Consider the following 26,066-nt stretch of genomic DNA (forward strand, 5'->3'; position numbering starts at 1 on the left):
AAGCGCCGGGAGCAGTGCGGACAAGCGGGCGCGGAGGGTTGTGGTGCCTGGGATCCGGAGTCGGCGTCGTTGACTTCCGGTCCTGTACACCCCGGATCGGTCCCGATCCGGCGGCCTGCTTGCGCTTACGGGGGTCACCCGTTACCCGATTTTGACACACCGGGTGACCGGTTCGGCAGAGCGGGATGGGAGGATCCACTTTCGTCACCGGTTGTGCACGGCCCCCACAACGACGTGCCGCCCGACGGACCACCGACAAGCGTGCGGCACCACCGCGCCTTGGCCGGGCTCAACCGTGGCGACCCCGCTACAGCAGGAGGCCAAGGAACTATGACTGCACGCCCGATACGCCGCCGCACTGCCGCCGCCGGTGCCGTGATCGCCGCCGGTTCGCTGCTGCTGACCGGCTGCGGATCCGGCACAGGCGGAGCCACCCAGCCCAAATCGCTGCATGACCGGCTGCCGCAGAAGGTCCGCGACGCCGGGGTGCTGAGGATCGGATCGGACCTCAGCTACGCACCGGTGGAGTCCAAGGGCAGCGACGGCAAGGCCGTCGGCCTGGACCCCGACATCGCAGCGGCCCTCGGCAGGAAGCTCGGTCTGCGGGTCGAGGTGCAGAACGTCAGCTTCGACAAGCTGCCCACGGAGCTCAAGGACGGCAGCATCGACGCCGTCATGTCGGCGATGAGCGACAACAAGGAGCGCCGCGAGGGCACGGACGCACTGGGCGACCCCAAGCCCGGCGCGGTTCCGCTCGACTTCGTCGACTACTTCATCGCCGGCACCTCGCTGCTGGTCGCCAAGGGCAACCCGCAGCACATCACCGAGCTCCCCGACCTCTGCGGCAAGACCATCGCCCTGCAGAAGGGGACGACCCAGGACGACATCGCCACCCGCCAGCAGGCGCCCTGCAAGACCGTGGGCAAGCCGCTGAAGGTGCTGCGCTACGGGACCGACGACCAGGCCCTGGCCCAGCTGAAGGCGGGCGCCGTCGCGGCGGACATGAACGACTTCCCGGTCGCGGTCTACAACGCCCAGCGGTACTCCAACGGCACCGCCCTGGAGGTGGCCGGGCCGCAGATGCAGCCGGCCCCGTACGGGATCGCCCTGCTGAAGACCAACACCGCACTGCGGGACGTACTGGCCGACGCGGTGAACGCGATCATCATCAGCGGCGAGTACGACAAGATCCTCGCCAAGTGGAACCTCGCCGCCGGCGCCGCACAGAACGCGGTGGTCAACGGCGGGTGACCAGCCCCGCAGGACCTCTGCCGCACCGACTGTGTCTGCATGCTGGGACGCCTGGGCCGACTTCATCCCCGTTATCCGATTTTGATCTGGGCGAGGGTCCGCTCAGCGGGGTCGAGGTGGCAAGATGCCGCCATCACTGGTCGCGGCACGGCTCGCACAACGGCGTGCACTCAAGCAGCAACACCGCAAGACCCGGTTCGCCCCCTGGGGGCGCGCCGCGCTACCGCGCAATCGCTGACAAGACCTTCCCATCAGGAGGATCACCCGAAATGACTGCACGTTCCCTCCGCCACCGCCTGTTCGCGACCGGTGCGGTGCTGGTGGCCGGCTCCCTCTCGCTGACCGCCTGCGGCAGCCAGGGCGGCTCCAAGAGCACGCCGACCAAGCCCAGCAGCGCCGCCTCCAAGGCGCCGCTCTTCTCCAAGCTGCCCGCCGACATCCAGAAGTCCGGTGTGGTCAAGGTCGGCTCCGAGGTCGCCTACGCCCCGGTCGAGTTCATGCAGGACGGCAAGCCGGTCGGTATCGACCCGGACCTGGCCGAGGCGCTCGGCAAGCAGCTCGGGGTCACGTTCCAGATCCAGAACAGCGGTTTCGACACCCTGATCACGGGCCTGGACTCCAAGCGCTTCGACCTGGTCATGTCGGCGATGACCGACAACAAGGACCGCCAGGGCAAGGGCGTCGACTTCGTCGACTACTTCAAGGCCGGAACCTCCATCCTGGTCAAGAAGGGCAACCCGGAGAAGATCCAGTCCCTGGACGACCTCTGCAACAAGACGGTGGCCCTCCAGAAGGCGACCACCAACGAGGACATCGCCAACGAGCAGGCGAAGAAGTGCAAGCTCACCGTCCAGGCCTACGCGCACGACGGTGAGGCCCTGCTGAAGATCAAGGGCGGCGGCGCGGTCGCCGACCTGAACGACTTCCCGGTGGCCGCGTACAACGCGCAGACCTCCGGCGGCGGCAACGACTTCGAGGTCGTGGGCGACCAGATCCAGGCCGGCCTCTACGGCATCGCGGTCTCCAAGCAGAACACCCAGCTGCGGGACGCGGTCAAGGCCGCCCTGGAGGCGCTGATCGCCGACGGCGAGTACGCCAAGATCATGGACAAGTGGAAGGTCCAGCAGGGCGCCGTCACCTCGGTGCAGATCAACGGCGGTTCCTGACCTTCGGTCCGGCCCGGCCGCCCCGCACGGCGGCTGGGCCGGACGGCTCGTAAGCTCCCGCAAGTCCGAGAGGCACCCTTCCGTGACGACCTCCCCCGGCGACGTTCCGGAGGGCCCGGAGCCCTCCGCGACAACCGTCTCCCCCCGCCACCCCATCAAGGCGATCCCGGTCCGCCACTACGGCCGCTGGGTCTCCGCCGTGCTGGTGCTCGCCGTGATCGCGGCGCTGGTCCTCGCCTTCGCCCATGGCAAGATCACCTGGAGCATCACCCGCCACTACCTCTTCAACTCCCAGATCCTGGCCGGCGCCGGGAACACGCTCTTCATCAGCGTGATCTCGATGGTCCTCGGTCTGGTGCTGGGCGTCCTCGCCGCGGTGATGCGGATGTCCGGCAACCCGGTGATGTCCTTTGTCGCCTGGCTCTACATCTGGATCTTCCGGGGCACGCCGGTCCTGGTGCAACTGCTCATCTGGTGGAACCTGGCCCTGGTCTTCCCCACCATGTTCGGCCAGGACACCAACAAGGTGATCACCCCTCTGGTGGCCGCCCTGCTGGGCCTGGGCATCAACGAGGGCGCCTACATGGCCGAGATCGTCCGCGCGGGCCTCCAGTCCGTGGACGAGGGCCAGACCGAGGCGTCCCACGCGCTGGGCATGTCCAGGGGACAGACGATGCGGCGCGTCGTGCTTCCGCAGGCGATGCGGGTGATCGTGCCGCCGACCGGCAACGAGTACATCAACATGCTCAAGACGTCGTCGCTGGCGTTCACCGTCACCTACCCCGAGCTGATGCTCAAGGTGCAGAACGTCTACACCAACAACCTCGCGGTGATGGAGCTGCTCTTCGTCGCCTGCTTCTGGTATCTGGTGCTCACCACGATCTTCAGCATCGGCCAGTTCTACCTGGAGCGGCGCTACGCGCGCGGTTCCAGCCGCAACCTGCCGGCCACGCCGCTGCAGAAGATCAGGGCCAACCTGTTCTCCCTGCGCACCTCGGGAGGCGCGCTCTGATGTCCGACATGCTCACCAAGGACTCCGGCGTCCCGATGGTCAAGGCCGAGGACGTGCACAAGTCCTTCGGCCACGTCCAGGTACTCAAGGGCATCGACCTCGAGGTCAAGCCACGCGAGGTGTTCTGCCTGATCGGCCCGTCCGGCTCGGGCAAGTCCACCTTCCTGCGCTGCATCAACCATCTGGAGAAGATCAACGCCGGCCGCCTCTGGGTGGACGGCGATCTCGTCGGCTACCGCCAGAAGGGCGAGAAGCTGTACGAGATGAAGGACAGCGAGGTTGCGCTGCAACGGCGCGACATCGGCATGGTCTTCCAGCGGTTCAACCTCTTCCCGCACATGACCGCGGTGGAGAACATCATGGAGGCCCCGGTCCGGGTCAAGGGCCGGAGCAAGGCCGAGGCGCGCGAGCAGGCCGCACAGCTGCTCGAGCGGGTCGGGCTCGGCGACAAGGGCGGGAACTACCCGTCCCAGCTCTCCGGCGGCCAGCAGCAGCGGGTGGCCATCGCCCGCGCCCTGGCCATGGAGCCCAAACTGATGCTCTTCGACGAGCCCACCTCGGCCCTCGACCCCGAGCTGGTCGGTGACGTCCTGGACGTCATGCGGCAGCTCGCCGAGGAGGGCATGACCATGGTCGTGGTCACCCATGAGATGGGCTTCGCCGCGAGGTCGGCGACGCCCTGGTCTTCATGGACGGCGGTGTGGTGGTGGAGTCCGGCCACCCGCGCGACGTCCTGACCAACCCTCAGCACGACCGCACCAAGGCGTTCCTGTCCAAGGTGCTCTGAACAGCCGACGGCGCGGGCCCCGTCCGGGGTCCGCGCCGTCGTGCTTTTCCGGGCCGGTCAGGGCTTGGCCAGCTCCTCCGGGTCCAGGGCGATCTTCCGCAGCTGCTCCCTGCTGAGCGGCGGTGCGGCCATCTCGGGGCCGAGCGCCGCGCGGTTGCCGCGGCTGTCGATGACCATGATGTCGCCCCGGCCGGTCAGCCGCCGTTGGGCCACCAGGTCGCCGCCGTCCACTCGGTAGATGGTGAGACTGCCGTCGCTCAGCCGCTCATAGCTGCAGTCCGCCGTCCCGCCGGTCTTGCAGTCGTTGTAGTCGGGCGAGTTGAACTTGGGGTCCTTGCCCGGCTCGACCCCGTACTCCCGCAGGTCGATGCTGAAGTACCCGGTGCGTCCCGCCTTGCTCACCGAGTAGATGCCCTCCAGCGCCCCCTGCTCGGGCTTGATGATCTCGTTCTTGCCCGGGGCGCCGAAGTCCAGCAGCGTCCGCTCGATCTTCCCGACGCCCGGCAGCTGCTTCCGCAGGTGCGCCACGGCCTGGTCGGGGGCCGCCGGCTTGCCGCTGGACGCCACCGTGGTCTGCTGCTGCGGTGCGGCGGAGCCGCCGCTCAGCTGCGGTGCCAGCAGCGTCGCCCCGGCCGCCAGGGCCGCCGCGCCGCCGATCACACCGGCCCGGCGACGTCGGCGCACCCGTGCGGCCGCTGCGAACAGTTCCGCCGTCCCCCCGTGGACGCCGGACTCCGCTGAACCCACCGCTGCACCCAGCAGATCCCGCACCGGGCTGTCGATCATGTCGTTCATGCCGCCTCCTTCTGAAGTACCAGAGCTTCCGTCGGGAGAAGCGCCCGCAGAGCCGCCGCCCCCCTTGCCGCGTGACTCTTGACGGTGTTCTGCCGCATGCCGAGCATCTCCGCGGTGGTCTCCACGCTGAGGTCCTCCCAGTAGCGGAGCACCAGGACCGCGCGCTGCTTGGCGGGCAGCCGGGACAGCGCGGCCCGCACCGACAGCCCCAGATCGCTGTCCACTCCGGGATGGGCCTGCTCGGGGAGCTCCCCGAACGGGCGCTCCCGGCGCCAGAAGCGGCGACGCGACGAGATGAAGGTGTTCATCAGGGTGCGCCGGGCGTAGGCCTCGATGTTGTCCAGCCGCTCCAGCCGGCGCCAGCCCAGGATCACCTTCACCAGCGTCGACTGGACCAGGTCGTCGGCCTCGTCCCGGTCTCCGCACAACAGAAAGGCACTGCGGAAGAGCGCGGTGCGCCGCCCGGCGACAAAGTCGTGCAGGGCCTTCTCGTCCTGCGCCATCCCCTCCCCTTTCGGCTCTCGGTCGGCCGCCCGGTCGGGCGGCCCTCGAACTGTTCAGTGCCGTGGAGCGCCCCGGGGGTTGCAGTGATCCCGCACCGGATCGCCGGGTAATACCCTGGTATCGAGCACGGGCATTACGGATGTCCGACAGCCGACAGTAAGGACCGCACATCGTGGAGCTGGCCTCTTATGCGGAGTACGCCGTCCGCCTGGTGAACAGCGAGGAGCCCGCACGCGGGACCGACGCCCTCACCTCGCTGGACGCCGTACGGCAGCTCTCCGGGGCCGGGACCCGGACCGCGAGCATGGCCGACGAGGCCGACCTGCCCCGGCTGCGTGCCGTGCGGGCCAGGCTGCGGGCGGTCTTCGAGGCGGCGTCCGAGGGCGCCGAGACCCAGGCCGTGGACCTGCTCAACGGGCTGCTGGTGGAGTACCCGGTCAGCCCCGTGGTCTCCGGCCACGACCTGCTGGACGAGGAGGGGCGCCCGCGCTGGCATCTGCACCTGGCGGACAGCGCCGCCACCGCGACCGCCAGCTACGCCGCGCTGGCCGCCATGGGCCTGGCCATGCACCTGACCTCGCTGGGCGCCGACCGGCTCGGCATCTGCCAGGCAGCCCCCTGCCGCAACGCCTATCTGGACACCTCGACCAACCGCTCCCGGCGGTACTGCTCAGACCGCTGCGCCACCAGGGCCAATGTCGCCGCCTACCGGGCCCGCAAGCGGCAGGAGTCGCTGACGACCGCGGAGCAGGAGGTCACATCTCCGGGCTGATCCGGGTGAAGACGCCGAACCGGGTGGCCAGACCCGGCACCCGGCCCAGCGGCCGCCTCCGCAGCAGCCGCTCCAGCCAGCCGGCCGGCGCCAGCCAGACCGGGTCCGGCCGCAGCCTCAGCAGCACCCGGCCCAGCACCAGTTCGTCCGGCACCGCGCCGAAGTCCCGGCTGTCGCCCTCCGCGAAGGAGTTGTCCGACAGCAGCCACCAGCCGCCCCGCCGCCGCTCCACGGCGCGCTTGACGAGCAGCAGGTTCTGCCGCAGCGGGTGCCTGGCGACCACCACCGCACCCGGCCGCAGCCGGGCCCCGTAGCGCACCAGCACCTGGTCACCGTGGTTCAGCGTCGGTTGCATCGAGGGCCCCGACACGTCCACCATCCCGAGCGGGGCCGTCACCCGGCCGCCGCTCTCGGACTCCTCCTCGAGGACACCGAGCCCCGCCCCGTAGGGGTCGCCGTCCTGCCGCCGCTTCAGCGCCATGCCTCACACCTACCCGGTCCCAGACGTCTCGTCCAGACCCCAGCATCCCGCACGCCCCGATCCGCCGGGCAGCCGCCTCCGCCGAGTGTCCACGCCCCTCCGACTTTTGCCCTAGGACCCCGGGGGCAAGCGCGAAACACTGCCGGATGCGGGGTAATCTCGCACCGGGAAGACGATCACGGAGGAAGGACTCCCATGCTTTCTCGTCTGTTTGCACCGCGGGTCACCGCTCATGCCCACTGCGACCTGCCGTGCGGTGTGTACGACCCGGCCCAGGCCCGGATCGAGGCCGAGTCCGTGAAGGCCGTCCAGGAGAAGTACCAGGCCAATGAGGACGCCCACTTCCGCGCTCGCGCCGTGGTGATCAAGGAGCAGCGCGCGGAGCTGGCCAAGCACCACCTCTCGGTGCTGTGGAGCGACTACTTCAAGGCCCCGCACTTCGAGAAGTACCCGCAGCTCCACCAGCTCTTCAACGACGCCCTGAAGGCCGCCAGCGCCGCCAAGGCCTCGACGGACCCGGCCACCGGCCAGGCCCTGCTGGACCTGATCGCCGAGATCGACAAGATCTTCTGGGAGACCAAGAAGGCCTGATCCTCGATCATGCTTTTGGCCTGCGCCACTACCTTTTCTGCAGGTCACCTCGCCGCACCCGGTCCGCGGGACTCCCGAGCACGGAGTCCGCATGGACCGGGTGCGGTGCTTTTCGCCCGGCCTCGGGCACCCAGGGGTCCGCGGGATGCGTGCCGCCGCCCGCCAACGCACGGCCGGGTACCGCCGCTTGACGCCCGCTCGCGCCGTGGTGGATGCCCGGACGAAGAACGGCCGCAGCAGGGGCGCGGGCGGCGCATGGCCGCTCGCGAGCGCCGACCCGAGCACCATCACCGGGCCCCGGGCGGCTGACGGCTGACGGCTCCATCGCGCCCTCCACCTTCCTGCGCCCGAGCAGTGGCGCGGATGCGGGGGCGCGCTGCCGAGCGGACGGCCCGGCGTCCTGCGGGGGATCGGGGGCCTCGGCCCGGGGCCGGCGGTGTGCAGGTCCCCGAGGGATCCGGCAGCACAGCCGGCGGGACGGCACCCGGCCGGGCGCCGTGGGGCGGCCGCGGCGGGCGGGGCGGCCACCACTGCGGCTCCCGTCCCCCGGCCGCCGTCGGCCCGATGCCCTCGGCCGATGCCGTCGGCGCCGCGGGCCCGGAGGCGGTCACTCCTCGCCGCGGTCGACCATGGCCTCCTCGAAGTCCAGCCGCCGGACCAGGCGCCGCAGCAGCTCGTCGTCGATCCGGCCCTGGTCGCGCAGGTCCACAAAGGCCCGCCGCTCGGCGTCGATGGTCTCCCGGCTGAGCCGGCGGTACGTCGCGTCGGCGGATTCGCCGGTCTCCTCGTGGACCGCTCCCAGCTGCTCCCAGACGGCGTTCTGGCGGCGGTCCAGGACCCGGCGCAGCCGGGTCTCCAGGGCCGCGGGCAGCCGGTTGCGGGTCTGCTGGAGCAGGGCGTCCAGGCGCCTGTGTGCGGCCTGTGAGGCGTCGCTCTGGGCCTGCGCCTCGACCAGGATCAGCCGCTGCTGGTCGGGCTGCGGCAGCCGCAGCACCCGTACCAGGGCGGGCAGCGTCAGCCCCTGGATCAGCAGAGTGCCGATCACCACCGCGAAGGTGAGGAAGAGGATCAGTTCGCGGGCCGGGAAGGGGTGCCCCGCGTCGTCGGTGGCGGGTACGGAGAAGGCGACCGCGAGCGACACCACGCCGCGCATCCCCGCCCAGGCCATGACGAAGCTGAAGGTCCACGGCTTCACATGGGCCGGCGGCAGACCGCGGCGGCGGCGCCGCCGGCGGGTGAGCAGCGGCGGCAGATAGGTCACCGGCCACGTCCACAGGAACCGTCCGGCGATCACCACGCCGAGGATCGCGGAGGCCCAGATCGCCAGCTGCCCGGGGTCGTAGCCGCCCAGCTCGGCCAGGATGAGCCGCAGTTGCAGGCCGATCAGCGCGAAGACGGTGGACTCCAGCACGAAGGACACCATCCGCCACACCGCCTCCTCCTGGAGCCGGGTGGCGAAGTCCACCGCGTGGGCGCGGTGGCCGAGGTAGAGGCCGACCACCACCACGGCGATCACCCCGGAGGCATGGAAGGCCTCGGCGGCCGCATAGGCGGCGAAGGGGACCAGCAGCGAGAAGGTGTTGAGCAGCAGGGGGTCGGCCAGCCGGACCCGGACCCACTGCAGCGGCACCATCAGCGCCAGCCCCACCGCCGCCCCGCCCAGCGCGGCCACCAGGAAGTCCCCCACGGCCGTGCCCCAGGAGAAGCCCTCGCCGACGGCGGCGGCCAGTGCCACCCGGTAGGCGGTGATCGCGGTGGCGTCGTTCACCAGGCTCTCACCCTGGAGGATGGTGGTGATCACCCGGGGCAGGCCGACCCGGCGGGCGACCGCGGTGGCGGCCACCGCGTCCGGCGGGGCGACCACCGCGCCCAGTACAAAGGCCGCGGGCATCGGCAGCCCGGGTACCAGCAGGTGGGCGGCCAGCCCCACCAGCACGGTGGAGAAGAGCACATAGCCGACCGACAGCAGCGCCACCGGCCGCATATGGGCGCGCAGCCCCAGGAAGGAGCTGTCCAGCGCCGCGGTGTACAGCAGCGGCGGCAGCACCAGGGGCAGCACCAGACCGGGGTCCAGCGCATAGGCGGGCACCCCGGGCAGATAGGAGGCCAGCAGGCCCACCGCGACCAGGAGGAGCGGCGCCGAGGTGCCCAGCCGCCGGGCGAGTCCGGCCACGGCGGTACTGCCTGCGACAAGGAGCAGGAGATCGGCGCTGGAGCTGGCGTGAGTCATGGGGCGCAGGTTCCTGGGGTTCGCGGGGCGGACGGAAGGGGCGGACGGCGGGGGCGGCGGGTGCGGGGCGGGGAGGCGAAAGGGGATGATGGGACCGCACTGCCAGTGGTCGGGGGAAGGGGACCGGTGTTCGAGAGGTATCGCAGCACACGCAGGCGCGATGTGTCCGGGGAAACCGCGCGGCGCGCGGGCTGCGCGCACACCGCGCGGCTGCCGGAGCCGGAGCCGCCCAGCTCCGGGGAGAGCTGCCGGCGCTGCGAGGAGTCCGAGCAGCACCCGGTGCAGTTGCGCAAGTGCCTGCTGTGCGGACATGTCGGCTGCTGCGACTCGTCGCCCGCCCGGCATGCCACCGCGCACTTCGAGGAGACCGGGCATGCGGTGATGCGCTCCTATGAGGCGGGCGAGGAATGGCGCTGGTGCTATGTGGAGCGCCGACTGGTCTAGGGCGTGCCGCGGGGCCGGGGACGGCGTTGGCCGCCGCCGGGGGCCCCCAAGTACCCTCGCAGACATGATCCGCCCCGCCACAGCCCACGATGTCCCCATACTGCACTCCATGATCCGTGAGCTTGCGGAGTACGAGCAGGCCCTGCACGAGGCCCTGGCCACCGAGGAGCAGCTGCACCGGACGCTCTTCGGCGAGCAGCCCGCGGTCTTCGCGCACATCGCCGAGGACGACGCCGGCGACCCGGCGGGATTCGCCCTCTGGTTCCGCAACTTCTCCACCTGGCGCGGCACCCACGGCATCTACCTGGAGGACCTCTACGTCCGGCCGCACGCCCGCGGCGCCGGCCACGGCCGGGCGCTGCTGAGCGAGCTGGCACGGATCTGCACCCGCAGCGGCTATGCCCGGCTGGAGTGGTCGGTGCTCAACTGGAACGAGCCGTCGATCGGCTTCTACAAGTCGCTCGGCGCCGAGCCGATGGACGGGTGGACCGTCTTCCGGATGACCGGTGAGCCGCTGGCGGAACTCGCGCAGAGCTGACTTCACGGCGGCGCAAGGGTGCACACACTGTGTGCCGGAAGGCTTACCATGAGTGTCCCGGCGACTCCCCCGTTCACGTGGCGACCTGCTTGAGCGGCGACATCGGGCCCTCGATCGCGATAGCGTCGCAGCGGATGCGGGGCGTCCGGGCAGCCCGTCAGGGTATGACCGGTATGTGTCGCAGCATGCCCCGGGAGACCGGGGTGCAAGAGTGTGAGGCAAGCAGCCATGGCCGTGGCCCTCAGGGGCCGGAAGCACGGCGTGTCACCCAGGAGGTGAGGGTGTCCCAGAACGACGGCGAGCCCGGAGCGAAGGACTTCGTGGAAGTCCGACTGCCCGCGGCAGGGGCGTACCTCTCGGTTCTGCGGACGGCGACCGCCGGCCTCGCGGCCCGACTGGACTTCACTCTGGACGAGATCGAGGACCTACGGATCGCGGTGGACGAGGCCTGCGCCATCCTGCTCCAGCAGGCGGTGCCCGGCTCCGTTCTCTCCTGCGAGTTCCGCCTGGTCGGCGACTCGCTGCGGGTGACGGTCTCCGCCCCGACGACCGACGGCCGCGCCCCCGAGCGCGACACCTTCGCCTGGACGGTGCTCTCCGCGCTGGCCGGCGAGGTCGAGTCGACGGTGGCCGAGGACCGCACCGTCTCCATCAGCCTGCACAAGAAGCGCGGTGCCGGCCCCGGCCAGCTGTGAGGCGGGCCGCTTGCGCGGCGGCGTCACCGCCGCCGCACAAGCGGCCCGGACCTCCTTCGACCGCGTGTCCCGGCCCCTGCGGGACGGCGCAGCGGTACAACCAACTGTTGACCCCGGAGCCGCGTCTGCGGCGCCGGTGCTCCCGGAACGGAACGGGGGATCGCCGTGAGTGATCTGGACCGCACAGGCGGTGCGGGGCCCGGTGTCGACCGCGCCCCCACCGTGCCCGCCCAGCCGGGGACGACGGGCAACGACCATGACGACGCGTACCCGAAGGACGCCCCCCGCATGAGCCAGCCGCCCGAGTCCGCACCGACGCCCGAGCCGGCCGCCGGCCCGACGCCGGAGGAGACCGAGGCGCACGCCCCCACCCCGCACGCCCCCGACCGGGCCGCCGCCAAGGCACTCTTTGTGCGGCTGTCGTCGCTGCCCGAGGGCTCCCCGGAGCGGGTGGAGCTGCGCAACCAGCTGGTACGGATGCACATCCCGCTGGTGGAGCATCTGGCCCGCCGGTTCCGCAACCGCGGTGAGCCGCTGGACGACCTCACCCAGGTCGCCACCATCGGCCTGATCAAGTCGGTGGACCGCTTCGACCACGAGCGCGGGGTGGAGTTCTCCACCTATGCCACCCCGACGATCGTGGGTGAGATCAAGCGGCACTTCCGCGACAAGGGCTGGGCGGTCCGGGTGCCGCGGCGGCTGCAGGAGCTCCGGCTCTCGCTGACCACCGCGACCGGTGAGCTCTCCCAGCGGCACGGCCGGTCCCCGACCGTCCACGAGCTGGCCGAGCACCTGGGCATCTCGGAGGAGGACGTGCTGGAGGGCCTGGAGTCCGCCAACGCGTACAGCACCCTCTCGCTGGACGTCCCGGACACCGACGACGAGTCGCCGGCCGTCGCCGACACCCTGGGCGCCGAGGACGACGCGCTGGAGGGCGTGGAGTACCGGGAGTCGCTCAAGCCGCTGCTGGCGCAGCTGCCGCCGCGCGAGCAGAAGATCCTGGTGCTGCGGTTCTTCCGCAATATGACGCAGTCTCAGATCGCCGCCGAGGTGGGCATCTCCCAGATGCACGTCTCCCGGCTGCTCGCCCGCACCCTCGCGCAGCTGCGCGAGAAGCTGCTGGTCGAGGAGTGACACACCAAGGGCCGCCCCCGGAGCACCACCGGCCGGGGGCGGCCCTTCGCTGTCCGCGTCAGCGGCGCTCCAGCGCCTCGGTGACCGCGGGGTGCAGCAGCGCGACGATCCCGGCCAGGCCGAGCAGGGCGACCAGCACCGCCAGGACGGCCATCACACCGCCGCTCTGCCACATGTTCCAGGCGACCGGCAGGCAGATGGAGTCGGTGAGCAGCGCGGGGCTGCGGCCCCAGCGGTTGCGGCGCAGCAGACCGCGGCCCGCCAGCAGCGGCAGCACTCCCATCAGCAGGATCACCACCCCGCCGAACTCGGCCAGCCCGCGATTGTGCGGAGCGCCGGTGAAGCCCGCCACCACGTCGTACACGCCCCACCCGGCAAGGGCCGCGCCCTGGACGAAGGCGATCAGCGCCCCCGCCACCAGGGGAACGGGCCGGGGCACGGCGGCGGAAGGTGTCTCTGCACGGGGACTGTCGACGGTCACCCCAGCAGGGTAGCCGCCGTATGGGCGGCATCGGTGGCCGCATACCGGACCGCGCCATGGCCCATACCAATGGGTAGGTACTCTGAAGGGCATGCGTGCGCTCCTGGTCGTCAATCCGAAGGCGACCACCACCAGTGAGCGGACCAGGGACGTGCTGACCCATGCACTCGCCAGCGACCTCAAGCTCGAGGTCGCCACCACCGAGTACCGCGGGCACGCCAGGGACCTGGCCCGCCAGGCCGCCGTCGACGGCACCGTGGACCTGGTCGTCTCCCTCGGCGGGGACGGCACCGTCAACGAGGTGGTCAACGGCCTGCTGGCACAGGGCCCCTCAGAGCGGGTACCGCGGCTCGCCGTGGTGCCGGGCGGCAGCACCAATGTCTTCGCCCGCACCCTGGGGCTGCCCAATGACGCGGTGGAGGCCACCGGTGCGCTGCTGAACGCGCTGGAGCACCGCCGGGAGCGGGTGATCGGGCTGGGCAAGGCCATGACCGAGGGGCTGCCCGACCGCTGGTTCACCTTCTGCGCCGGCCTGGGCTTCGACGCCGGTGTGGTGGGCCGGGTGGAGCAGCGCCGGATGGCGGGGCAGCGCTCGACCCATGCGCTCTACGTTCAGGAGGCGCTTCGCCACTATGTGACCGAGCGTGAACGGCGCAAGGCCGGTCCGATAGCCATCCGGATCCCCGGGCAGGACCCGGTGGAGGGTCTGGTGTTCTCCATAGTTTCGAACACCTCGCCGTGGACCTTCCTCGGCAACCGCCCGGTCTACCCCTCCCCCAAGGCGTCGTTCGACACCGACCTGGACCTTTTCGCACTGACCCGGATGACCGTGGCGAGCACGGCCCGCACGGTGCGGGGGCTGCTGGACGGCGCCGGCTCGGGCCCCAAGGGCAGGCATGTGGTGTCGTACCACGATCTGCGGCACTTCACCTTGGTTTCGCAGGAACCGGTCCCGTTTCAGGTGGACGGGGACCACCTTGGAGACCGGACTGACGTGAGTTTCACAGGCGTACGACGGGCACTGCGTGTGATTGTGTGACCAGCAGGGCCGTTCGGCCTTGCAGTCGAACGTACAACCCGCCTTCACTCCATCGAAGTACAGGGTGTGATGGAGGCGACACCAAAGAATCAAAAATTCCTCCTCGAAGGGGGTTGTATCCGACGCTGAGGTTTGCGAACCTCTTCTTGGCGATCGGGACGGACCGCAACGGGACACCGCCTGAGTCGCCCGAATCCCTTGCTCCAAGTACAGCCTCACGGGCCGACGTGTCTGTCGACCCCTTTGGCCGTCCCGGGATTCGTGAAAGCGTTCACATTCACAAGCCACCACAGGTGTCGGCAGGCCACAGTCTGCTGACAGGAGGAGTTGGACCACCATGGACTGGCGCCACCGCGCTGTCTGCCGGGAAGAAGACCCCGAGCTGTTCTTCCCGATCGGGAACACCGGTCCGGCGCTGCTGCAGATCGAGGAGGCCAAGGCCGTGTGCCGTCGGTGCCCGGTCATGGAGCAGTGTCTGCAGTGGGCCCTGGAGACCGGTCAGGACGCCGGCGTGTGGGGCGGCCTGAGCGAGGACGAGCGTCGCGCAATGAAGCGCCGCGCCGCCCGCAACCGCGCCCGCACTGCCTGAGAGACCCGCCGAGGCGGGACGTGATCAACCCTTGATCAAGGGCTCGGCCCCCAGTCGGGCCGATGCTTTTCCCCCCACACCGCACCCCCAGGCGTCGTTCGGTCACGACATTTGGTACCGTCGTTGACGAACGGCAGCCGCAGCGCGGAGTGCCGGCGGGCCCAGCCCGCACCCCCCGCGGCAACGCCGCGGACCAGGAACCCCTGTTCCGGCCGACTCCCCCCGACGGCCGGAGCAGGACGAGAGGCCCTGCCGACCCACCCCCCCCGGTCGGCAGGGCCTCACCCTTTTTCTGGAGAGGCCCGGCTCACCTCCGAGGCGCCGGTCGCACCCGCCGACACTCCCCCGGCCCGACGGCCGGGCGGGGCCCAGGCCGCTGGTCGCTCTCGGCGGGCGCGCACCCTCGGGTTCGCTCGCCCTGCCGCCCGGAGCTTTGGACGCCCCCCGCTCGCCGGTGTGGATCCGGCACACCTCGGGGGTTGCGAACTCAGGCCGTGCGACAGCCACCCGGTCCCGGGAGGGACCGATATGGCGGTCCCTCAGATCCACTCCTCACCCCACGGGGATCTCCAGCACCACCTTGGTTCCGCCCTCGGGGAGGGCGACCATGTCGAAGGTGCCGCCCAGCTCACCCGTCGCCAGGGTGCGGACGATCTGCAGCCCGAGATTGCCGCCGCTCTGCGGGTCGAAGCCCTCCGGCATGCCCCGGCCGTTGTCGGAGACCGTGATCAGCAGGAACTCCTCGATCCTGCCGCCGCCGCCCCGGGTCTCCGACCGGCCCGGTCTGGTGGCCGGCGCCCGGCCTCGCAGCGCGCCCACCTCCAGGGTCCCGGAGTCCTTGGTACCGAAGGCGTGCTCCAGCGCGTTCTGCAGCAGCTCGGTGAGGACCATCGCCAGCGGCGTCGCCACCTCGGCCGAGAGGATGCCGAAGGATCCGCTGCGCTTGGTGGCCACCCTGCCGTCCTGGGAGAGCTCCATCACCATCGCCAGCACCCGGTCGGCGATCTCGTCGAACGCCACCTGCTCGTCCAGGGTCTGCGAGAGCGTCTCATGGACGATGGCGATCGAGCCGACCCGTCGCACGGCCTCGTCCAGGGCCAGCCGTGCCGGGGCGGAATCCATCCGCCGCGACTGGAGCCGCAGCAGGGCGGCCACCGTCTGGAGGTTGTTCTTCACCCGGTGGTGGATCTCCCGGATGGTGGCGTCCTTGGTCATCAACTCCCGCTCGCGCCGCCGCAGTTCGGTGACATCGCGGAGCAGCACCAGGGAGCCCACATGGACGCCCTTGGGCTTCAGCGGGATGGCCCTCAGCTGCACCACACCCCCGTGCGCCTCCACCTCGGTCTGCCTGGGGGCCCAGCCGCTGGCCAGCTTCACCAGGGCCTCGTCCACCGGCCCGCGGGACGGCGGCACCAGTTCCGCGGTGGTGCGGCCGAGGTGGCAGCCGACCATGTCGGAGGTGAGGCCGAGGCGGTGGTAGGCGGAGAGGGCGTTGGGGCTGGCGTAGGTGACGATGCCGTCCGCGTCCAGCCGGATCAGGCCGTCGCCGGCCCGGGGCGCGGCATCCATGTCGACCTGCTCACCCGGGAAGGGGAAGGAACCGGCCGCGATCATCTGGGCGAGGTCGGAGGCGCTCTGCAGATAGGTGAGCTCCAGCCGGCTGGGCGTGCGCACCGTGAGCAGGTTGGTATTGCGGGCGATCACGCCCAGGACGCGCCCCTCGCGCCGTACCGGTATGGACTCCACCCGCACCGGCACCTCCTCGCGCCACTCGGGATCGCCCTCGCGCACGATGCGGCCCTCGTCGTAGGCCGCGTCCAGCAGCGGCCGGCGACCGCGGGGCACCAGATGGCCGACCATGTCGTCCTGGTGGGAGGTGGGCCCGGTGTTGGGGCGCATCTGGGCGACCGAGACATAGCGGGTGCCGTCGTGCGTGGGGATCCACAGCACCAGATCGGCGAAGGAGAGGTCGGAGAGCAGCTGCCACTCCGACACCAGCAGATGGAGCCACTCCACGTCGGCGCTGGAGAGGGTGGTGTGCTGGCGGACCAGTTCGTTGAGCGAGGGCACGCTGCGAGCGTAACCGCAGGACGGGCGGGGCGGCTCACCGGAGCCTCCCAGAAGTTGTCCAGACCAATTCCGGAGACTCTCTGGACATCCTCAAGTGGTCTAGTCCACCATGGTGCACAGAAAGAGGAGCCCCACCGCGCTATCTGCCCTGACCGCGCGCGGCTCCTCCGGCCGACCGCAACCGGGACGGGCTCCGCACAGCCCTCCCCCGGCGCCGCGGCGGCCGGCGACACCGACGGGCTGCGGTGCCGGACGGGCTGAGGGTCCCGCGCCGGCGCCGTGGCCCGAAGTGCGTCAGGGCGGCCGACATGTTGTGTACAAGTCGGGGAGATCGGAGCATCGGCCCTCCCCCGCACCCCCCCTGCTCCTAGGATTGCGGAACTTCACGTACCGAAGCGACCGCAGGGAGTGACATGGTGGGCCTGGACCGCGAGCCGCTGCCCGTCGGGATCGACGTCGCCGTCCCGAGCGTGGCCCGGATGTACGACTACTACCTGGGCGGCAAGGACAACTACGCGGTCGACCGTGAGGCCTCCGACGAACTGCTCAAGGTGGTGCCGAGCACCAAGGAGCTGGCGCTGAACAACCGCCGGTTCCTGCAGCGGGTGGTGCGCCTGCTCGCCGAGGAGTACGGCATCCGGCAGTTCATCGACCACGGATCAGGCCTGCCCACCCAGGACAATGTGCACCAGGTCGCCCAGCGGGTCGATCCGGCCTCACGTGTGGTCTACATCGACAACGACCCGATCGTGCTGGCCCACGGGCGCGCCCTGCTGGAGGAGAACGACGGCACCGCCGTGATCCAGGCGGACATGCGCGAGACCGACGCCATCCTCAGCCACCCCGAGGTGAAGCGGCTGATCGACTTCGACCAGCCGGTGGCCGCGCTCTTCGTCTCGGTGATGCACTGCATCCCGGACGCCGACGACCCCGCCGCGCTGGTGCGCAGGGTCGCCGAGCGGCTGGTCCCCGGCAGCTACCTGGTCGTCTGCCAGCTGGTCAGCGAGGACAAGGCCACCCGCGACTTCGTCACCCGCTTCATGGACGAGTCCACCCACGGCAACTGGGGCCGGGTGCGCCAGGCCCATGAGGTCGAGCGGTTCTTCGACGGCCTGGAGATCCTGGAGCCGGGCCTGGTGGAGGTCTCCACCTGGCGGCCCGACTCCGACCTGGGGCCCAAGCAGGCCACCCAGGAGTGGATCGAGTTCGGCGGACTGGCCCGCAAGCTCTGACCGCGCGGGCTCGGGGGCGGGCGGGCTCGGGGGCGGGCGGGCTCGGGGGCGGGCGGGCTCGGGGGCGGGCGGGCCGGCTCAGCCCGTCTGCTCGATGAGCTCCTTCAGGAAGACCAGGGTCTGCCGGGGCGACAGTGCCTCCGCGCAGAGGCGGTCCAGCACGGCCAGGTAGTTGTCGACGTCGTCCTGCTTGTCCAGGTAGAGCGCGCTGGTCAGCTGCTCCAGGTAGACGATGTCCGGCAGGTCCGGCTCCTGGAAGCGCAGGATGGTGATCGGCCCGCCGGCCGCCGCCAGGCCGCCGATGGCGAACGTCGCCACCTGAAGGGTGACATTGGGCAGCTGGGCGGCCTCCAGCAGCCGCTCGAACTGGGCCCGCATCATCTTGGCGTCACCCAGCGGCCGCCGCAGCGAGGCCTCGTCCATCACCGCCCACAGCCGGGGCCCGACCTGCCCCTGCAGCAGCTTCTGGCGCTCCATCCGCAGATCGACCCGGCGCTCGATGTCGCGCGGGGAGGACCTGGGGTGGCCGAGCCGGACGACCGCGCGGGCGTACTCCTCGGTCTGCAGCAGGCCCGGGACGAACTGGGCCTCATAGGTACGGATGACCGAGGCCGCCTCCTCCAGGCCGATGTGGGTCTCGAACCAGCCCGGCAGGACGTCGCCGTACTGGTTCCACCAGCCGGGCGCGTTGGCCTGCCGGGCCAGCGCGAGAAAGTCCGCCCGCTGCTCGTCGTCGACGACGCCGTACAGGGTGAGCAGGTCGGAGACGTCGCGCTCCTTGAAGCCCACCCGCCCGAGCTCCAGGCGGCTGATCTTCGCGTGTGAGCCACGGATCGCGTCGCCGGCGGCCTCCCGGCTGATGCCGCGCGATTCGCGCAGTCGGCGCAGCTGAGTGCCCAGCACGATCCGCAGCACCGTCGGCCCACCCCGAGGATGCTCGAGGTAGTGCCTTATGGACGGCTCGCTACCAGGCCGCATGGCGGTCATTCCGACTCCCCTGAGTGACTGCGCACAGGCACACAGTCTCCCACTGCGGCCCGTCCCAGTACAGCGCCCTAGCCTGCCAGCCCGTCGAAGTCCCCGTCCTTCACCCCGCCGATGAACGCGGCGATCTCCTCCGGGGTGTAGATGAGAGCGGGTCCCTCGGGGTCGCGCGAGTTGCGGATCGCCGCACCGCCGCCGGGGAGCTCCGCAAGCTCCACGCAGTTGCCATTGGGGTTGCTCCGGCGGCTCTTCCTCCAGGTCACACCCTGAATGCGGGTGGCGCGGACGCCATTGGGAATCTGCTCCATATCGCCTGCTCCTTCATCCTCATGTGCGCGTGCACGTGCATTTGCACTTGCAGGTGTTCTTACCGATGCGCTTACGACTGTAATTGCAGATGTGCTTGCAGCAACAGTGCCTCGGCGGGGATAGTGGTGCGAGCAGGCACCGTTCGCGCCCCGATATGCCCGAGAGGGCCCACGGAGATCGTGATGACAGCGGATACGGCGATTCGACCGGCCACCCCCGCGCACAACGCCACCGGAACCGACCGTGCAGCACCCGGCACCTTCGCCACCTGTGCACTCAGCGGCGACCTCCAGGCGGCCGGTGTGGCCCGCCACTTCACCCGCACCACGCTGCAGGGCTGGGACATGGGCGACCTGGTCGACAATGTCGAGCTGATCGTCTCCGAGATGCTGAGCAATGCCATCCGGCACGGCCTGACCGGCGCCCGCGACCTGCCCGGCACCCCCAATCTGGTGGGGCTGGGCCTGCTGCGGCGCGGCGGCACCGTGCTCTGCGCCGTCTCCGACCCCAGCAGCGACATCCCCGTGGTGCGGGAGGCCGACGCCTTCGCCGAGTCGGGGCGCGGCCTCCACTTGATCGACTCGCTCAGCGCCTCCTGGGGCTGGACCCCGCCCAACCGCGCGGGCAAGGCCGTCTGGGCCACCGTGTCCGCCGCCTGCGGCTGAGGCCCCCCGCCCTCCCTGCGAGTGACCGCCGGGTCGGCACACGGCCGGGCTGCCGCGCCCGGCCCGCGCTCCGTGCGACGGTGCGGACATGAGCCGTCCCGCCCTCGCCGCCCTGCTGCTGCCGGTGGTGCTGGCCGCCGTCGTCTGCATCACCCAGGCGCCGCCCGCGGCCCCGCCCGACGGCAGCAGCGACTGGGCGGAAGCGCCGCCCGCGCCGCTCCCCCGCACAGCAGCGGTCAGCGACACCCCGGCGCCGCACCGGCGGCCGCTCCGCCTCCCGCACAGCGCCGGGCCGGCCCGCACCACCCCCGAGCACAGCCATGTCGCACCCGCTCGCAGAAGCGCGGCCCCCGAAGTCCGGCGCTCTCGCCTCCACCATCGGCATCAGGCCAACCGACGGCTTCCAGCCACTCCCGCACACGGCATCCGGGCAGGCATCATGTGCACCCTGGGTGCCCGGACCGGTCAGCTCCCCCGCGAGCTGCTGACCCTCTGCCGGCGCCTCTACGGCAAGTGAACCGCCCTTCAGGAGGCACGCCATGACGACCGCACACGAGACCTTCCCCGTCCTCGGGCTCCCGGAATGGGACGGCTGCCGGGGGGCGACCATGCGCGGCGGCACCGGCAGCCTCACCCACTCGCTGATCCACTCCTATGTGGCCGGCGACGACCGCCGCACTCCCCCCACCCTGGTCTTCGGGCAGTGCACCGAGCGCAGCCAGCACGCCCCGGTGCTCAGCAACCTGCTGGGGTCGGGCCGTCGCTCGACCCAGGCGCGGGTGCTCGGCACCGAGGCCTTCGCCGCCGAGGTGGAGGGGGTCGCGGTGGAGGGGATCCGGCGAAGATGGGCCGACTCCCGGCTGAACGAGGCCCGCTTCCTGTGGCGGGGCGGCTTCCACGTCGCCGTGGCGTCCTGGGAGCGGCCGCTGGACGAGGAGTTCTTCGCCTCACTGGGGGTCGTGGACCTCGCCCCCTGACGCCGCCGCCCCCGGCCCCGGCTCAGCGCCAGCGGTAGCGCAGCCGCAGGTTGTCCACCACGAGGTTGAAGCGGGCGCGGTCCAGTGCGCAGGCCTCACGGCGCATACCGTCGGGGTGCACCCGCATCACCCGGTCCAGGGCGACCCAGGAGTCGCGCCCCGAGCGGTCCCAGGGACCGGAGCCGATGGGCACCCAGTCGCGGTCCCCGTCGTGCCCCTTGCTGGAGAGCATCACCGCCAGCAGGGTGCCGCCCTCCTCCCGGGCGACCACCAGCACCGGGCGGTCCTTGCCGCGGCCGTCCCGCTCCTCGTACGGCACCCAGGTCCACACGATCTCACCCGGATCGGGGTCGCCGTCGTGGTCGGGGGCGTAGGCGGTCCGCACGGGGCCGACCTCCACCGGTTCGACCTCCACCGTGGCGGAGGAGCCGAAGCGGCCCGGGACATCTGACTCGTCATTGATCAACTGGGTCACTCGCACAGGCTACCGATGAGGGCCGCCGATGCCCATGCCCAGCGGGCAGCGGACCGCACAGGACTCAGTCGGCGGTGGCCCGGCCCGCGGCCCGCAGCAGCTCCATGGCCGGCTCCGAGAGCCGGGTGCCGGTGGGCCAGACGGCCCGCAGCGTACGCGCGAGGGCCAGCTCCGGGTCATGGGCCACCTCCATCAGTCGGCCGTCCACCAGGTCCTGGCGGACCGCCAGCTCCGAGAGGACGGCCGGAGCCACACCCGAGAGCGCCGCTGCCCGCAGCGGGGCGGTGGAGCCCAGCTCCAGCACCGGGACCTGGGGCCCGTGCCAGGGGCGCAGGGCCCGCTCCAGGGTCTCCCGGGTGCCTGAGCCCGACTCCCGCAGCAGCAGCGGGGTGGCGGCCAGCTCCTCGCCGGTCACCGGGGTCCTGCGGCGCGCCCAGGGGTGACCCGGGGCGGTGACGATGACCAGGCGGTCCCGGCCGACGGGGGCAGCGGTGAGGTCGGGCGGGCTCCAGGGGCCCTCGATGAAGCCCAGGTCCGCCTCCCCGTTGCGCAGCGCCTGCACGACCTGGTCGCTGTTGGCGACCCGTAGCGCGACATGGACGCCCGGCCGGCCCTCGCGGAGGGCGGCCAGCCACCCGGGCAGCAGCTGCTCGGCCAGGGTGAGGCTGGCCGCAACCTTGAGGCTGCCCTGCTGCTGGGTGCGGAGCGCCTCGATCCCCTCGACCATGGCGTCGGCCTGCTCCAGCAGTCTGCGGGACCAGTCGGTGACCATCCGGCCCGCGGTGGTGAGCTGCGATCCGGTGGTGGTGCGGACCACGAGCTGCAGGCCGAGCCGTCGCTCCAGGGTGCGCATCCGCTCGCTGGCGGTGGGCTGGCTGATCCGGAGCCGGGCCGCGGCCCGGCCCAGACTGCCGGTCTCGGCGACCAGCACCAGCAGTTGCAGCGCCCCCAGGTCGGGCAGCCGGCCGAGCGGCCGTGCGGGGCCGGCATCAGCGGGTTCGTCGATGGCCATAGGACAACCCTATGACCTCCCAGGCGATCACCCGCTACCGGGAGCCGGCCGCTGAGCGGAAGGTCATGGGTATGACCCTCACGCCGCCGCGCCCGCGCACCCCGGACGCCCTCAGCCTGCGGATGCGCCCGCTCGGCCCCTCCACGGGCCCGGAGCGCCTGGTGGGCGGCCTGGCGGCCGCCGCGACCGCGGTCGGCGCCGCGGTGGCGGTGAACCGGCTGCTGCCCTCGGTGCCCGTGCTGACCGCGGCGGTGGCGCTGGGGGTGGCCGCGGCCAATCTGCGGCTGCTGCCGGCCGCGACCCGGCCGGGGCTGGACTTCGCGGGCAAGCGGCTGATGCGCGCCGGCGTGGTGCTGCTGGGCCTGAAGCTGGCGCTGGGCGATGTGCTCTCCCTGGGATGGCAGACCCTCGCCGTGGTGGTGGCGGTGGTGGCGGCCACGTTCTTGGGCACCCGCCGGCTCGGACGCCTGCTGGGGCTGCCCGGGGACCAACCGCTGCTGATCGCCGCCGGCTTCGCCATCTGCGGCGCCTCGGCGGTGGCGGCCGTCAGCGGGGTGACCCGCAGCGAGGAGGAGGACACGGTGACCGCGGTCGCGCTGGTCACCCTGTGCGGCAGCCTGGCCATGGGGGTGCTGCCGCTGCTCCACCACCCGTTGGGTCTGAGCGAGGTGCAGTTCGGCCGCTGGGCCGGTGCGAGCGTCCATGACGTGGGCCAGGTGGTGGCGGTGGGCCAGACCGCAGGGCCGGCCGCACTCGCCCAGGCGGTGGTGGTCAAGCTGATGCGGGTGGCGCTGCTGGCCCCGATCGTCGCGGGGATCGCCGTCTCCCGCCGCCGCACCGCGGCAGGACCCGGGCGGCGGCCCGCCGTGGTCCCGCTCTTCGTGGTGGGCTTCCTGGCCATGGCAGCGGTGCGCAGCACCGGGGTGGTGCCGGCCGGATGGCTCGACTCCGCGGCCCGGCTGGACGAGTGGCTGCTCGCGGCGGCGCTCTTCGGGCTGGGCAGTGCGGTGGATGTGCGCCGGCTGGTCCGTACGGGCGGCCGGGCCCTGCTCACCGGGCTGGCGTCCTGGCTGCTGATCGCTGCGGTGGCCTATGCCGGGGTCCGGCTGACCGCCTAGCCGGGGCCCGGGGCAGCCTCCGGGGGCATCCTTGGTTCCCCTGGGGGCCGTACGGCCGGGATCAGTGGGTCTCGGTGACCTTGGCCAGGGCGCGGGGGGCGTCGGGGTCCTGGCCGCGGGCGATGGTGACCTCATAGGCGAGCTGCTGGAGCGGCAGGATCTCCAGGATCGGCTGTACCTCCTCCGGTACGCCGGCGGGCAGGGCGAACCCGGCCGAGGCCGCGTCGACCTGGTCCTGGGGGCCGATCACCACCAGGTCGGCGCCCCGGCCGCGCAGCCGGTCCAGCACCGGCTGGAGCGCCTCGCCGCCCCGGCCGTCGGGGACGATGGCGATCACCGGGGAGACGTTGTCCACCATGGCCAGCGGACCGTGCAGCAGGTCCGCGCCGGAGAACGGGGTGGCCGGGATGTAGGTGGTCTCCATCAGCTTCAGCGCCGCCTCCCGGGCGGTCGGATAGCCGTAGCCGCGGGAGGTGAGCACCAGCCGCTGGGCGAAGCGGTAGCGCTCGGCCAGCTTGCGTACCTCGTCGTGGCGGGCCAGCACCGAGGCGGCCAGCTCCGGCAGGTCCTTGGCGGCGGCGCCGTCGCCGCCGCGCAGGCCTTCCACCAGGAGGTAGAGGGCCAGCAGTTCGGCGGTGTAGGTCTTGGTCGCCGGGAGCGCCTTCTCCGGACCTGCCAGCACATCGATGTGGTACTCGGAGACCTCGGCCAGCGGCGAGGCCGGGTTGTTGGTGACGGCCAGGGTGATGGCGCCCGCCTCCCGGGCGGCGCGGGTGGAGGCCACCAGGTCGGGCGATCCGCCCGACTGGCTGACCGTGATCACCAGGCAGTCCGTGAGGTCCTGCCGGGCGCCGTAGGCCGTGGTGGTGGACATGGAGGTCAGACCGGCCGGCTTGCCCAGCAGGACCTCGACCAGGTACTTGGCGTACAGCGCCGCATTGTCGGATGTGCCGCGTGCGGTGAGCAGCACAAAGCGGGGGCTGCGGGCCGAGATCGCTGCGGCGATCTCGCGGATGCGAGGGGCGCCCTTGTCGAGGATCCGCTGCAGGACGGCCGGCTGCTCGGCCATCTCCCCCGCCATGATCCGTCCAGGCTGGGGGGCGAAGGCGTGCGTGTCGGTCATCTGGCGGGCCTCCCGAAAGGGCGGTTCTACCCCAGCGCGGGCGGCTGCCCGGTGAGGACCTCTACGGCGGCCAGTCCGCACACCCGGGCCGCACCATGGGTGGCGATGTGCAGTGCCCCGACCGGGGGTGCCTGGGGGACGCCCATCTCGACGACGATCGCGTCGGGGCGGGCGGCAAGCAGGCCCTCCAGTGCGGCAGCCATCCAGGCGTGCCGGTGCACATCGCGCACTACGAGGACGATCCTACGGTCCTGCGCGGCCGCCAGCACGGCGCCCACCAGGGAGGGCAGCAGCTCGGGGGTGGCGTCGTCCGGGCCGAAGCTCTCGGCGCGGGTGCCGGGGAAGCGTGCGGCCAGCATCCCCGCGACCCCCCACGGGGTCTCCGCGCCCACCGCGATATTGGCGACGGGCGAGAAGGAGGCCACATAGGGACGCTCGGTGACCGGTGCCCAGGACTGCCCGGGGGCGCGGACGACCCGCAGCGCACGGCGGGCGGCGCGCAGTCCGATGGCGAGGTCGGGCTCGGCGGAGTCGGGGCGCTCGGCGGCGGCGGCGCTCGCCCAGCCGCCCAGCCGGCGGACCCGGTCGGCGGCCTCGGCCAGCCGCTGCTCGGGGAGGCGGCCGGCGTGGACCGCCGCCACGATGGCGCTCTGCAGGTGCAGCACCGTCTCCTCGTCGGCCAGTCCGCCGCCGACGCAGATCGCGTCCGCGCCGGCGGCGAGGGCCAGAACGGTCCCCTCGGCCGTTCCGTATGTGTCGGCGATGGCGCCCATCTCGATGCCGTCGGTGACGATCAGACCGTCGTAGCCGAGTCCGCCGTCCTCGGGGCGGGCCCGCAGCAGGTCGTGCAGCACGGCCCGGCTGAGCGTGGCGGGGCGGTCGGTGTCCAGCGCGGGGACGACGATGTGGGCGGTCATCACGGCCTTGGCGCCGGCCTGGATGGCTGCCTTGAAGGGCACCAGGTCGCGGCTGTGCAGCAGGTCGACGTCGGCGTCCACCACGGGCAGGCCCAGGTGGGAGTCGACGGCGGTGTCGCCGTGGCCGGGGAAGTGCTTGGCGCAGGCGGCGACCCCGGCCGACTGCAGTCCGGTGACCCAGGCGGCGGTGTGCCGCGCGCACAGCTCGGGGTCCGCGCCGAAGGAGCGCACCCCGATGACCGGGTTGCCGGGGTTGGAGTTGACGTCGGCGGAGGGCGCCCAGTTGTAGTTGACCCCGCAGGCGGCCAGGGCCCGGCCCAGCTCCCGGGCGACGTCCCGGGTGAGGGCCGGGTCGTCGACGGAGCCGAGAGCCAGGTTGCCGGGCCAGGAGGAGCCGGAGCCGGCCTCCAGCCGGGTGACGTCCCCGCCCTCCTCGTCGATGGCGACCAGGATGTCGGGGTTCTCCTCGCGCAGCGCGGCGGTGAGCTCCACCAGCTGCTGCTGGTCGGTGACATTGCGGGCGAAGAGCGCCACCGAGCCCAGGCCGGCCGCGAGATGGCGGCGCAGCCAGTCGGGCGGTGCGGTGCCGACGAAGCCGGGCTGGAGGACGGTCAGGGCGTCACGATGGAGCGGCCCCGCGTCCTGCGCGGCCGGAATCAGGATGCTCACGGGATG

General features: G+C 71.8%; 28 protein-coding genes and 1 pseudogene. 17 read left to right on the plus strand and 12 right to left on the minus strand.

Features of this window, described 5'->3' with window-relative positions; genetic code table 11:
- Window positions 1-330: 330 nt before the first annotated feature.
- The 4 genes and pseudogenes from AB0761_RS14615 to AB0761_RS14630 all read left to right on the plus strand — a co-directional run bounded on the left by AB0761_RS14615 (window position 331) and on the right by AB0761_RS14630 (window position 4,216).
- A complete protein-coding gene (locus tag AB0761_RS14615; protein WP_377269430.1) occupies window positions 331-1,251 on the plus strand; it encodes an ABC transporter substrate-binding protein in 921 nt (306 codons plus the stop codon).
- Window positions 1,252-1,520: 269 nt separating this feature from the next.
- The gene (locus tag AB0761_RS14620; protein ID WP_377269431.1) at window positions 1,521-2,417 is read left to right on the plus strand and encodes an ABC transporter substrate-binding protein; all 897 of its coding nucleotides are present in this window, start codon (window positions 1,521-1,523) and stop codon (window positions 2,415-2,417) included.
- 82 nt (window positions 2,418-2,499) lie between these two features.
- Entirely contained in the window at window positions 2,500-3,429 is a 930-nt protein-coding gene (locus tag AB0761_RS14625) for an amino acid ABC transporter permease (RefSeq protein ID WP_377269432.1), read from the plus strand.
- 8 nt (window positions 3,430-3,437) lie between these two features.
- Window positions 3,438-4,216, plus strand: a pseudogene (locus tag AB0761_RS14630) (amino acid ABC transporter ATP-binding protein).
- Window positions 4,217-4,273: 57 nt separating this feature from the next.
- On the opposite strand, the gene AB0761_RS14635 reads toward AB0761_RS14630, so the two are convergent.
- Window positions 4,274-5,011 (minus strand): hypothetical protein, encoded by a 738-nt coding sequence (locus AB0761_RS14635; protein WP_377269434.1) that lies wholly within the window; start codon window positions 5,009-5,011, stop codon window positions 4,274-4,276.
- Window positions 5,008-5,514: a SigE family RNA polymerase sigma factor gene (locus AB0761_RS14640; protein WP_377269436.1), complete on the minus strand. Its 507-nt coding sequence runs from the start codon at window positions 5,512-5,514 to the stop codon at window positions 5,008-5,010. The genes AB0761_RS14635 and AB0761_RS14640 overlap by 4 nt, the downstream gene beginning before the upstream one ends.
- A 173-nt stretch (window positions 5,515-5,687) precedes the next feature.
- On the opposite strand from AB0761_RS14640, the gene AB0761_RS14645 reads away from it, so the two are divergent.
- Window positions 5,688-6,287 carry a CGNR zinc finger domain-containing protein gene (locus AB0761_RS14645; RefSeq protein WP_377269437.1) on the plus strand — a complete coding sequence of 200 codons (600 nt, stop codon included), beginning with the start codon at window positions 5,688-5,690 and terminating at the stop codon, window positions 6,285-6,287.
- Here the strand turns inward: AB0761_RS14645 and sodX are convergent.
- Window positions 6,271-6,768, minus strand: coding sequence for a nickel-type superoxide dismutase maturation protease (gene sodX, locus AB0761_RS14650; protein ID WP_377269438.1), 498 nt, complete (start codon window positions 6,766-6,768; stop codon window positions 6,271-6,273). The two genes, AB0761_RS14645 and sodX, sit on opposite strands and share 17 nt — an antisense overlap.
- Before the next feature lie 195 nt (window positions 6,769-6,963).
- Between sodX and sodN the strand changes: the two genes are divergently transcribed.
- Window positions 6,964-7,359 carry a superoxide dismutase, Ni gene (sodN, locus tag AB0761_RS14655; RefSeq protein ID WP_377269439.1) on the plus strand — a complete coding sequence of 132 codons (396 nt, stop codon included), beginning with the start codon at window positions 6,964-6,966 and terminating at the stop codon, window positions 7,357-7,359.
- Between the two features lie 607 nt (window positions 7,360-7,966).
- Here sodN and AB0761_RS14660 read toward each other — a convergent pair.
- Window positions 7,967-9,589, minus strand: coding sequence for a Na+/H+ antiporter (locus tag AB0761_RS14660; protein WP_377269440.1), 1,623 nt, complete (start codon window positions 9,587-9,589; stop codon window positions 7,967-7,969).
- A gap of 162 nt (window positions 9,590-9,751) precedes the next feature.
- Here AB0761_RS14660 and AB0761_RS14665 point away from each other — a divergent pair, with 162 nt between their 5' ends.
- From AB0761_RS14665 to AB0761_RS14680, 4 genes are all read left to right on the plus strand, one after another.
- Window positions 9,752-10,033, plus strand: coding sequence for a UBP-type zinc finger domain-containing protein (locus AB0761_RS14665; protein WP_377269441.1), 282 nt, complete (start codon window positions 9,752-9,754; stop codon window positions 10,031-10,033).
- Window positions 10,034-10,097: 64 nt separating this feature from the next.
- A complete protein-coding gene (locus tag AB0761_RS14670) occupies window positions 10,098-10,571 on the plus strand; it encodes a GNAT family N-acetyltransferase (RefSeq protein WP_377269442.1) in 474 nt (157 codons plus the stop codon).
- 281 nt (window positions 10,572-10,852) lie between these two features.
- On the plus strand, window positions 10,853-11,266 hold the full coding sequence (locus tag AB0761_RS14675; protein ID WP_055587339.1) for an anti-sigma regulatory factor: 414 nt from the start codon (window positions 10,853-10,855) through the stop codon (window positions 11,264-11,266).
- Between the two features lie 165 nt (window positions 11,267-11,431).
- On the plus strand, window positions 11,432-12,400 hold the full coding sequence (locus tag AB0761_RS14680; RefSeq protein ID WP_377269443.1) for a SigB/SigF/SigG family RNA polymerase sigma factor: 969 nt from the start codon (window positions 11,432-11,434) through the stop codon (window positions 12,398-12,400).
- 58 nt (window positions 12,401-12,458) lie between these two features.
- Here AB0761_RS14680 and AB0761_RS14685 read toward each other — a convergent pair whose 3' ends face one another.
- Window positions 12,459-12,881 carry a hypothetical protein gene (locus AB0761_RS14685; RefSeq protein WP_377269444.1) on the minus strand — a complete coding sequence of 141 codons (423 nt, stop codon included), beginning with the start codon at window positions 12,879-12,881 and terminating at the stop codon, window positions 12,459-12,461.
- A 91-nt stretch (window positions 12,882-12,972) separates the two neighbouring features.
- On the opposite strand from AB0761_RS14685, the gene AB0761_RS14690 reads away from it, so the two are divergent.
- Window positions 12,973-13,920 carry a diacylglycerol/lipid kinase family protein gene (locus tag AB0761_RS14690; protein ID WP_377269445.1) on the plus strand — a complete coding sequence of 316 codons (948 nt, stop codon included), beginning with the start codon at window positions 12,973-12,975 and terminating at the stop codon, window positions 13,918-13,920.
- A 337-nt stretch (window positions 13,921-14,257) separates the two neighbouring features.
- A complete protein-coding gene (locus AB0761_RS14695) occupies window positions 14,258-14,509 on the plus strand; it encodes a WhiB family transcriptional regulator (RefSeq protein WP_055587342.1) in 252 nt (83 codons plus the stop codon).
- A gap of 552 nt (window positions 14,510-15,061) precedes the next feature.
- Here the strand turns inward: AB0761_RS14695 and AB0761_RS14700 are convergent.
- Complete coding sequence (locus AB0761_RS14700) at window positions 15,062-16,579, minus strand: sensor histidine kinase (protein ID WP_377269446.1); 1,518 nt, start codon at window positions 16,577-16,579, stop codon at window positions 15,062-15,064.
- Between the two features lie 413 nt (window positions 16,580-16,992).
- Between AB0761_RS14700 and AB0761_RS14705 the strand changes: the two genes are divergently transcribed.
- Window positions 16,993-17,811: an SAM-dependent methyltransferase gene (locus tag AB0761_RS14705; RefSeq protein WP_377269447.1), complete on the plus strand. Its 819-nt coding sequence runs from the start codon at window positions 16,993-16,995 to the stop codon at window positions 17,809-17,811.
- Window positions 17,812-17,889: 78 nt separating this feature from the next.
- Here AB0761_RS14705 and AB0761_RS14710 read toward each other — a convergent pair whose 3' ends face one another.
- Both AB0761_RS14710 and AB0761_RS14715 read right to left on the minus strand, forming a co-directional pair.
- A complete protein-coding gene (locus tag AB0761_RS14710; protein WP_377269448.1) occupies window positions 17,890-18,798 on the minus strand; it encodes a helix-turn-helix domain-containing protein in 909 nt (302 codons plus the stop codon).
- 68 nt (window positions 18,799-18,866) lie between these two features.
- On the minus strand, window positions 18,867-19,103 hold the full coding sequence (locus tag AB0761_RS14715; RefSeq protein WP_377269449.1) for a DUF397 domain-containing protein: 237 nt from the start codon (window positions 19,101-19,103) through the stop codon (window positions 18,867-18,869).
- Between the two features lie 183 nt (window positions 19,104-19,286).
- On the opposite strand from AB0761_RS14715, the gene AB0761_RS14720 reads away from it, so the two are divergent.
- The 3 genes from AB0761_RS14720 to AB0761_RS14730 all read left to right on the plus strand — a co-directional run bounded on the left by AB0761_RS14720 (window position 19,287) and on the right by AB0761_RS14730 (window position 20,746).
- The gene (locus tag AB0761_RS14720) at window positions 19,287-19,769 is read left to right on the plus strand and encodes an ATP-binding protein (RefSeq protein WP_377269450.1); all 483 of its coding nucleotides are present in this window, start codon (window positions 19,287-19,289) and stop codon (window positions 19,767-19,769) included.
- 88 nt (window positions 19,770-19,857) lie between these two features.
- The gene (locus AB0761_RS14725; RefSeq protein ID WP_377269451.1) at window positions 19,858-20,286 is read left to right on the plus strand and encodes a hypothetical protein; all 429 of its coding nucleotides are present in this window, start codon (window positions 19,858-19,860) and stop codon (window positions 20,284-20,286) included.
- A 22-nt stretch (window positions 20,287-20,308) separates the two neighbouring features.
- Window positions 20,309-20,746, plus strand: a complete 438-nt coding sequence (locus tag AB0761_RS14730) for a hypothetical protein (protein WP_377269452.1) — start codon at window positions 20,309-20,311, stop codon at window positions 20,744-20,746.
- A 22-nt stretch (window positions 20,747-20,768) separates the two neighbouring features.
- Here the strand turns inward: AB0761_RS14730 and AB0761_RS14735 are convergent, their stop codons facing one another.
- Together AB0761_RS14735 and AB0761_RS14740 are read right to left on the minus strand one after the other, a co-directional pair.
- On the minus strand, window positions 20,769-21,212 hold the full coding sequence (locus AB0761_RS14735; protein ID WP_377274098.1) for a type II toxin-antitoxin system PemK/MazF family toxin: 444 nt from the start codon (window positions 21,210-21,212) through the stop codon (window positions 20,769-20,771).
- Between the two features lie 73 nt (window positions 21,213-21,285).
- On the minus strand, window positions 21,286-22,233 hold the full coding sequence (locus AB0761_RS14740) for a LysR family transcriptional regulator (protein ID WP_377269453.1): 948 nt from the start codon (window positions 22,231-22,233) through the stop codon (window positions 21,286-21,288).
- Window positions 22,234-22,304: 71 nt separating this feature from the next.
- Here AB0761_RS14740 and AB0761_RS14745 point away from each other — a divergent pair, with 71 nt between their 5' ends.
- On the plus strand, window positions 22,305-23,351 hold the full coding sequence (locus AB0761_RS14745; RefSeq protein WP_377274100.1) for a YeiH family protein: 1,047 nt from the start codon (window positions 22,305-22,307) through the stop codon (window positions 23,349-23,351).
- Window positions 23,352-23,412: 61 nt separating this feature from the next.
- Here the strand turns inward: AB0761_RS14745 and AB0761_RS14750 are convergent, their stop codons facing one another.
- Window positions 23,413-24,474, minus strand: a complete 1,062-nt coding sequence (locus AB0761_RS14750; RefSeq protein ID WP_377269454.1) for an SIS domain-containing protein — start codon at window positions 24,472-24,474, stop codon at window positions 23,413-23,415.
- Window positions 24,475-24,500: 26 nt separating this feature from the next.
- Complete coding sequence (locus AB0761_RS14755) at window positions 24,501-26,051, minus strand: glycoside hydrolase family 3 protein (protein WP_377274101.1); 1,551 nt, start codon at window positions 26,049-26,051, stop codon at window positions 24,501-24,503.
- Between the last annotated feature and the right edge of the window lie 15 nt (window positions 26,052-26,066).

This window comes from Peterkaempfera podocarpi (assembly GCF_042466665.1).
GTDB lineage: Bacteria > Actinomycetota > Actinomycetes > Streptomycetales > Streptomycetaceae > Peterkaempfera > Peterkaempfera podocarpi.

What these genes read in the sequence shown, in the direction of transcription:
- AB0761_RS14615 (WP_377269430.1), top strand. Translation starts at nt 331, where the DNA reads ATGACTGCACGCCCGATACGCCGCCGCACTGCCGCCGCCGGTGCCGTG.
- AB0761_RS14640 (WP_377269436.1), bottom strand. Translation starts at nt 5,514, where the DNA reads ATGGCGCAGGACGAGAAGGCCCTGCACGACTTTGTCGCCGGGCGGCGC.
- AB0761_RS14695 (WP_055587342.1), top strand. Translation starts at nt 14,258, where the DNA reads ATGGACTGGCGCCACCGCGCTGTCTGCCGGGAAGAAGACCCCGAGCTG.
- AB0761_RS14740 (WP_377269453.1), bottom strand. Translation starts at nt 22,233, where the DNA reads ATGGCCATCGACGAACCCGCTGATGCCGGCCCCGCACGGCCGCTCGGC.
- AB0761_RS14670 (WP_377269442.1), top strand. Translation starts at nt 10,098, where the DNA reads ATGATCCGCCCCGCCACAGCCCACGATGTCCCCATACTGCACTCCATG.
- AB0761_RS14690 (WP_377269445.1), top strand. Translation starts at nt 12,973, where the DNA reads ATGCGTGCGCTCCTGGTCGTCAATCCGAAGGCGACCACCACCAGTGAG.
- AB0761_RS14750 (WP_377269454.1), bottom strand. Translation starts at nt 24,474, where the DNA reads ATGACCGACACGCACGCCTTCGCCCCCCAGCCTGGACGGATCATGGCG.
- AB0761_RS14710 (WP_377269448.1), bottom strand. Translation starts at nt 18,798, where the DNA reads ATGACCGCCATGCGGCCTGGTAGCGAGCCGTCCATAAGGCACTACCTC.
- AB0761_RS14730 (WP_377269452.1), top strand. Translation starts at nt 20,309, where the DNA reads ATGACGACCGCACACGAGACCTTCCCCGTCCTCGGGCTCCCGGAATGG.
- AB0761_RS14745 (WP_377274100.1), top strand. Translation starts at nt 22,305, where the DNA reads ATGACCCTCACGCCGCCGCGCCCGCGCACCCCGGACGCCCTCAGCCTG.
- AB0761_RS14725 (WP_377269451.1), top strand. Translation starts at nt 19,858, where the DNA reads ATGAGCCGTCCCGCCCTCGCCGCCCTGCTGCTGCCGGTGGTGCTGGCC.
- AB0761_RS14660 (WP_377269440.1), bottom strand. Translation starts at nt 9,589, where the DNA reads ATGACTCACGCCAGCTCCAGCGCCGATCTCCTGCTCCTTGTCGCAGGC.
- sodX (WP_377269438.1), bottom strand. Translation starts at nt 6,768, where the DNA reads ATGGCGCTGAAGCGGCGGCAGGACGGCGACCCCTACGGGGCGGGGCTC.
- AB0761_RS14720 (WP_377269450.1), top strand. Translation starts at nt 19,287, where the DNA reads ATGACAGCGGATACGGCGATTCGACCGGCCACCCCCGCGCACAACGCC.
- AB0761_RS14715 (WP_377269449.1), bottom strand. Translation starts at nt 19,103, where the DNA reads ATGGAGCAGATTCCCAATGGCGTCCGCGCCACCCGCATTCAGGGTGTG.
- AB0761_RS14620 (WP_377269431.1), top strand. Translation starts at nt 1,521, where the DNA reads ATGACTGCACGTTCCCTCCGCCACCGCCTGTTCGCGACCGGTGCGGTG.
- AB0761_RS14635 (WP_377269434.1), bottom strand. Translation starts at nt 5,011, where the DNA reads ATGAACGACATGATCGACAGCCCGGTGCGGGATCTGCTGGGTGCAGCG.
- sodN (WP_377269439.1), top strand. Translation starts at nt 6,964, where the DNA reads ATGCTTTCTCGTCTGTTTGCACCGCGGGTCACCGCTCATGCCCACTGC.
- AB0761_RS14705 (WP_377269447.1), top strand. Translation starts at nt 16,993, where the DNA reads ATGGTGGGCCTGGACCGCGAGCCGCTGCCCGTCGGGATCGACGTCGCC.